Raw genomic sequence first — 5,754 nt, forward strand, 5'->3', positions numbered from 1 at the left:
TGTTTTTGCGAACGACCCCAAAGATTTCGCGGATGATACGGGTTCCTACTAAGGAACTGGTTTCAGAAAACTGCGGTTCTTGAAAATGGCTTGAAACTGACGTCACTTCGTCCAATCCCCTTTTTCTATAAAAAGGAAATAATTGCCAGAACGCGGTCCGTTGTGAAGCCCCGTCGAAGCCCCAACAGGGAAAACATTTTAAAGTTCCGCCAGCGGATCGTTTCTGCGCGTGTCTGGCTCGCTGTCGAGCACCAGGTGGCCTCATTCGGGCCGCCCGGTTCCTGCTACAGCCGATCCCAGTGCGCATGAGGGGACCGCGATAGTTGCCAAGCGATGGAGCAGAGCGCCGGGCTACGGTCCCGCGCTACCCATCGCGAAGCTTCGTTGCAGTACGTCAGCGACGCCGATGACGAGCAGCACAAAAGCAAACTGCGAAGTAGCGGCGAGCCGAGGGCCGAGCTTTCGCTTAGTGTGTACCCAGACGTGAAAGCGCTGCAGCGACCGCAAGGGCTCTTTAGGATACAGCCGATAGGCGAGTTGTAGGGGGTCCGGCAGAATAGCGCCGATCGCTCCGGAAAGAACCGCAAGCGTTGCTCCGGAGCCGGCGTACAACCAGAGCGCAACAGCAACGCCGATCCCTACGTCGGCGGCAAGAAGAGTCAGATCGCGAAGGATCAACTGATCAAACGTGAGGGCTGACCGGTTTCGCCCAATGGAGATCGACTTGAGCCGATAGTCCGAATGCGGGATCGCGTCGATTGCGAAATGGCTGGCAACCCCGGCGACAAACGCCAGTACTGGGTGCTCGGGCATGAAGCTGGCTACAGCCGCTCCTACAATCGCGTGAGTGCTCAAAATCATCCCGGAAGTTCCCGCTGGGCGCGCGGGGTTCCGGTCCCGCGCCAGTGCCTTCATTAAGCAAACTGCGAGGACGCGACAATTGCTCGTGCGGCCATCCTTGCCCTCAGTGTTGTGCTCGTGATTTCAGAGCCTCGCTCGGGCAGCTACACCGTCAGCGGAGAAGGAGAGCCGCGGCGAGGAAGAGCCGGAGGCCGTTGTGCCTTGACCTCAAATGGCGCCACTCGCGCGCTTACTATCAAACCGATTGCGCCGCGCGCCCAGGCGAAAGTCTACTACGCGAAAGGTTGCGCCTCCATCGCGAGAGTCAGTATTCCTACGGGGCATCGACGGGGCAATTCACGAATAATTAGCGTCTGCGGTGCGCCCATGGGCTTCGATTCAGGCCTATTTTGTCGCTAAACAAGGTCGAGACTCTGTTCACGCACGGAGATCCACGGAAACATTCTGTGTACTGCTGCCGGGCGGATTACCGCGTGTGTGGCCACGACGATACAGTGATACCTATCCAACGATGGTATGCATCCGGCGTCTGAACTAGGACGGGGTGCGTCGTGTCGGGATCCGATCGATGGAGTGGTGCAGATAAGCGGTATTCGCCCGGCGAAACGCCGCAGCTGCGCGGTGAGCAACAGCAATTCGACCACTATCACAAGTTCAGCGACGGCAACTTGCGACCGGCGTCGCAGAGCGCCTCAAGAACAGTGGTCCTGGATCGATACAATCCTCCCGTTCGCTGATCGATCGGCGGGCCGCGTCCCCAACGGCGGCAACTTCGGCTTCGGCGGACGATCTTTTGCGCTCTTGTGGTTGAAGTGTCCACGCATCGGGATTCTGTGCTTCTTGCAAACTTCGCGCAGCGCGCGCTCCGAGATGCTTAGGTCGCCGGCAACGCGAGCCATGGTTTTACGTCAGACGGCGGCGAAAAGTGTGCCGCGGGTGATGGGCACCCGCTTGTGGCCGACCAGGATTTGCGCTCGCGTGCGGTTGCGCTTGATGCTGCCGTGTGCCTTTTGAAATGCCTTCGTGGCTTTGTCCTCGGCCATCTGCTTGAAGCGCGCGCCGCTGGCGCCATGTCGGTGAGGGAAGGGCGCATATTGCTTCTTCCAAGCGTGGAGCTTCTTCGTCCACCGGTGCTGCTTCTCATTGTCGAACGCATAGAAGGGCAATTCGACCGGCGCCACCCGCGGCCGGCCGCGTGGCGCCCTGCGATCGAGGTGCGGTTCGAAATCCCACCAGAGGGGGTCATGGCTCCGCTCGCGGTGTTCGTTCGATGCCAGGCGGTTGATCGTTTCTGCGGCAAATAGGGGATGACCGTATACGTTTCGCCCGACGGGGACAATGATGCCAATCTCGAGCAGGGCGTCGAGCCGATACTTCCACAGTTTGAGTCGCTCCACGACGATGCGTGCACCGTAGACTTTCGGCTCGACCATTGAGCTCTCCACACGCGTGGTTTCGCGAGATGGGAGCGCAAGCGCCCTGTATCGGTCAAGCGTGTGAATGCTGTTGGATTGCGAGTTTGCGGAGCGTTGGTGCTTCAATCGCTTAGAAGGTGGCGCAGGCTGCCGAGCTCGGCGAATATGCCGCGCTCGGCGCCCAGCTGCCGTATATGCTGACAAATCTTGCATTGCGCAGCAGCGTCTATGACGACTGCGACCCGCCGGCCGATCCCGTCGCGGTCGGCATCGCGCGCGGCCGCGGCCAGCTGGCGCTCGAAACCATCAAGCTGGCCAAGAAAACTCTCGATCTGCTGTTCGCCTACATGACCGCCCACGAGAAACCGGAGACGTGACGATGAGAACGCCCTTTGCGACCTACCTCATATCGAACGTGCCGCGGGCGCCGGATGCGCCAGCGCCGCGCCTTGATCAAACGCCTGGCGGTCGCGCAGGCGGCACAGTCCGGCCGCAGGTATCTGAGCTGACACAGCTCAATGACGCGGGTTTTGAATCAGCTTTGATTGATCCGGCCCCGTTGAAATCCGATATTGGCAAAAAGCCGGAGCTTCGCTTCTAATGATTTTCCCCGAAAGGTCTTGCGGATGCCCCTGAAATGTGGCGCAGGTTCGCAGCTGCAGAATCTCAAATCCTAACGTGAAAAGCCGGGCCCATGGACGGGGACATCAAATCGATTTCTGCCAAGGAATTATATCGGCTTGCGGGCATTCCGGGCGGAAAGCTTAAGTTGGGGGAGACGACGTGCCACCAAGGTGCCCGGTGCGTACGGCATCGTAGTTCGATGAAGGTCTCGCCAACTTTGAGGAGCCCTTAGAAGCCTTGAGCAATACATGAATCTTGAGCAATACATGAATAAAGAACCACGAGAGAAAAATCTGGATATAGAACTATTTCGAGGATTCGCTATCGCCATTACTGCGGTTTCGCACTTTGGGTATCTCATCCATGAATGGTTCGAATGGACTGGCTACTTCTGGCTCGGTGGTGGAGTTGACTTATTCTTTGCAATATCCGGTTTTTTAATAACTCGGTCACTGCTTGATTCCCTTGAGAGGAACAAGTCATTTGTGGCCTACGCAAAATTGTTCTGGATTCGCAGGCTTTTCCGACTGTGGCCGGCTGCGCTAACCTGGTCTACGCTCTTCCTTCTGCTATCAATCTTCGTAGATTTCACGGGCTTCAAGCGGGATGAGGCTTTTAGGTCTTGGCTCTTTGGCGCCCTCAATACAGAAAATCTTTATATCTATGCATGTTCGAAGAACAGTCCGCCGTGTGGCATCACCCCACTGTGGCACTACTGGAGCTTATCTTTAGAGGAGCAGTTTTACCTGTCATTGCCGTTTGTCTTGTTTTTTACGCGTCAACGCAAGTTATTGATCTGGCCGTGCCTGTTGATTGCTATGTGTCAGGCGGTGTCCCTTAGACCATGGGGTGATTTGCTTTGGTTTATCAGAAGTGATGCGCTTATGTACGGGACTGCGGTTGCGATTGGCTGGCGCTACTATGGCTCCGCCCTCGAATCGGGGTTTTCAGCGTTGCCAAGGTGGGCACTGCAACTGTGTCTCGCTGGTCTGTCAGTGCTCTTGATCGTTGTCGCTCGCGACCAGATATCGCTGCGCCACATGGGACTGGTGGCTATCACCGCAGGCCTCATCGTTTTGATATTGTCGAGGAACAGCAACCTTTTCACCGAAGCACGAATGTCCAAGATCGTTGCAGCATATGTTGGGGCACGCTCATACTCGCTCTACCTCGTACATGTGCCGGTCCTTTGGGTGCTGCGAGAGATGCTTCTCAAGTTCAGCGCGCTGCAGATTGCCACTAACCTGCAACATCAGATATTTGCTCTCGCACTTGCGTTGGTATCTTCTTTCATTCTTTCCGAATGCTCATATCGATTGATTGAATCTCCGTTGCGGCAACTCGGTCGGCGCATTGCAAGCAGAGCCTAAGCATATCGTCTGTCGGTGGATCCGGCCCTGTACCGGCTCGACGGCGTTGGCGATCTCCATCGGCGTTTTGTCGAGTTTGGTTGGTTTTACGATTTCGAGTGATGTTGAATGGTTGCGAGGGTTCAGTTTGCGAAACGCGCGTCAGCGGGGCCGGATACAGGGAATTTGCTGACGCTGGCGGGACAGTTTTGCCGGGAGGCGACCTCGATCGCCGAATTCAAATTCGGGTGGCGCTGACAGCCTTAGGTGACAGCGGTGACGGCTTGGATTGAAAAGCACATCCTCCTACCTAGCGAAGGCGTGCCGATTTCCTAGTGTTTAGGGCGATGGTCTCATCGATCGTCGAAGCCGGGATCGTCGAAGCCGACGGTGCGATTCCGGGCCTCAATGCGCTTTTGGTTGCGATCTTGTTTTTCTAGGTACCATCCGTACGCGCGGGTCAGCAGGATGGCTATAACTAAGTTGCAAACGACTACCTTTCCAAAGAACCAAGCTGCATCGGGCGCATTCGTCGCCAAGCCATTCCATCGCGGTCTGCAGCGGCTCCGGCCGACACGATTATATTTTGCTTCAGCATTAAAGTCGAGTTGTGCGACGGAAGCCGCCGGGCGCTTATCCGGCGGCACGGGCTTTTACTAAGGCAATAGCCCTTCGGACACAGTCTCACCACGTAGCATCGTGCCGGTCTAGATAAGCTGGCGCATCAATTGACACTGGACTTTGGATGTCGCCGAACGCCTGGCTTAGGTGCGGCTGTTCGGCGGCATCGGTAGCTAGCCGTCGCCGCCGCTGCTCGCGCAAAATCGATGGCTTTGCTCGGCATTCTGCAGCCAAGCAGCGGCCCGCGTTGCCGTCGATGTGCCCTCCGCTGGAGACCACAGGGCGAATTCCGCCGGCCTAAACGGCCCTGGCTTTATTTCGAACATCAGCGCGCGCTCAGACACGGGCACGAGCGTATGCCAAAGACCCGCGGGTATCTCCATCACTCTCGTATGGCCAGCTGCTATCTCGAACCTTTCCAAAACGACCCCGGTCTCCGAGAAGAGAAAGACGGCCAATGTGCCTTCCAGCGGTACGATCAATTCCCATTGCTCGGGATGCCTGTGCGGTTGGACGTACGTGCCTCGCTGAAGCCCGATGAGAAGCCGTTGCACTTGATCAGCGTGGCTCTCATGCAAGAGCATGTGCGTTCTAAGCCGTGCCGCAGACTTCGCAGCCTCGAGTAACTCATCGCTCGCGCTGCCGCCAACAAGTTGGATCGATCTCACCGTTTGTGGCCATTTGCCGAACATCGAGCACCTCAACTTTTGACGGCGTACTTGCTTAGGACGCTCTACGCGAGATCCGAACAAGCCTCAACCGCGGAAAAGACGCGTTTGGGGGCGTGCGGCAATTTCACGGCGCGAATGGAGCGGGATGGTTGGATCCGCGTCCTCAGCTACATTCGTGAGGACGCGAACATTCCGACTGCTGCTGATCTCATT

At 57.0% G+C, this 5,754-nt stretch carries 6 protein-coding genes; 3 read left to right on the forward strand and 3 right to left on the reverse strand.

What is annotated here, in order from left to right; all coding sequences use genetic code 11:
• Window positions 1-351: 351 nt before the first annotated feature.
• A complete protein-coding gene (locus tag AKN84_RS43880; protein WP_128971713.1) occupies window positions 352-861 on the reverse strand; it encodes a hypothetical protein in 510 nt (169 codons plus the stop codon).
• A gap of 908 nt (window positions 862-1,769) precedes the next feature.
• The gene (locus AKN84_RS43885; protein WP_050426541.1) at window positions 1,770-2,294 is read right to left on the reverse strand and encodes a hypothetical protein; all 525 of its coding nucleotides are present in this window, start codon (window positions 2,292-2,294) and stop codon (window positions 1,770-1,772) included.
• 119 nt (window positions 2,295-2,413) lie between these two features.
• Between AKN84_RS43885 and AKN84_RS43890 the strand changes: the two genes are divergently transcribed.
• From AKN84_RS43890 to AKN84_RS43895, 3 genes are all read left to right on the forward strand, one after another.
• Complete coding sequence (locus AKN84_RS43890; protein WP_050426542.1) at window positions 2,414-2,653, forward strand: hypothetical protein; 240 nt, start codon at window positions 2,414-2,416, stop codon at window positions 2,651-2,653.
• Window positions 2,654-2,655: 2 nt separating this feature from the next.
• Window positions 2,656-2,877, forward strand: a complete 222-nt coding sequence (locus AKN84_RS47050) for a hypothetical protein (protein WP_128971714.1) — start codon at window positions 2,656-2,658, stop codon at window positions 2,875-2,877.
• 271 nt (window positions 2,878-3,148) lie between these two features.
• Window positions 3,149-4,270 carry an acyltransferase family protein gene (locus AKN84_RS43895; RefSeq protein WP_050426543.1) on the forward strand — a complete coding sequence of 374 codons (1,122 nt, stop codon included), beginning with the start codon at window positions 3,149-3,151 and terminating at the stop codon, window positions 4,268-4,270.
• A 773-nt stretch (window positions 4,271-5,043) separates the two neighbouring features.
• Here AKN84_RS43895 and AKN84_RS43900 read toward each other — a convergent pair.
• Window positions 5,044-5,562 carry a WbuC family cupin fold metalloprotein gene (locus AKN84_RS43900; RefSeq protein ID WP_050426544.1) on the reverse strand — a complete coding sequence of 173 codons (519 nt, stop codon included), beginning with the start codon at window positions 5,560-5,562 and terminating at the stop codon, window positions 5,044-5,046.
• Window positions 5,563-5,754 lie beyond the last annotated feature (192 nt).

The organism is Bradyrhizobium tropiciagri (genome assembly GCF_001189845.1).
In the GTDB taxonomy this organism is placed as follows: Bacteria; Pseudomonadota; Alphaproteobacteria; order Rhizobiales; family Xanthobacteraceae; genus Bradyrhizobium; species Bradyrhizobium tropiciagri.

Bases quoted from the DNA above. Each gene is read 5' to 3' on its own strand.
- AKN84_RS43880 (WP_128971713.1), bottom strand. From the start codon at position 861: ATGATTTTGAGCACTCACGCGATTGTAGGAGCGGCTGTAGCCAGCTTC.
- AKN84_RS43885 (WP_050426541.1), bottom strand. From the start codon at position 2,294: ATGGTCGAGCCGAAAGTCTACGGTGCACGCATCGTCGTGGAGCGACTC.
- AKN84_RS47050 (WP_128971714.1), top strand. From the start codon at position 2,656: ATGAGAACGCCCTTTGCGACCTACCTCATATCGAACGTGCCGCGGGCG.
- AKN84_RS43895 (WP_050426543.1), top strand. From the start codon at position 3,149: ATGAATCTTGAGCAATACATGAATAAAGAACCACGAGAGAAAAATCTG.
- AKN84_RS43900 (WP_050426544.1), bottom strand. From the start codon at position 5,562: ATGTTCGGCAAATGGCCACAAACGGTGAGATCGATCCAACTTGTTGGC.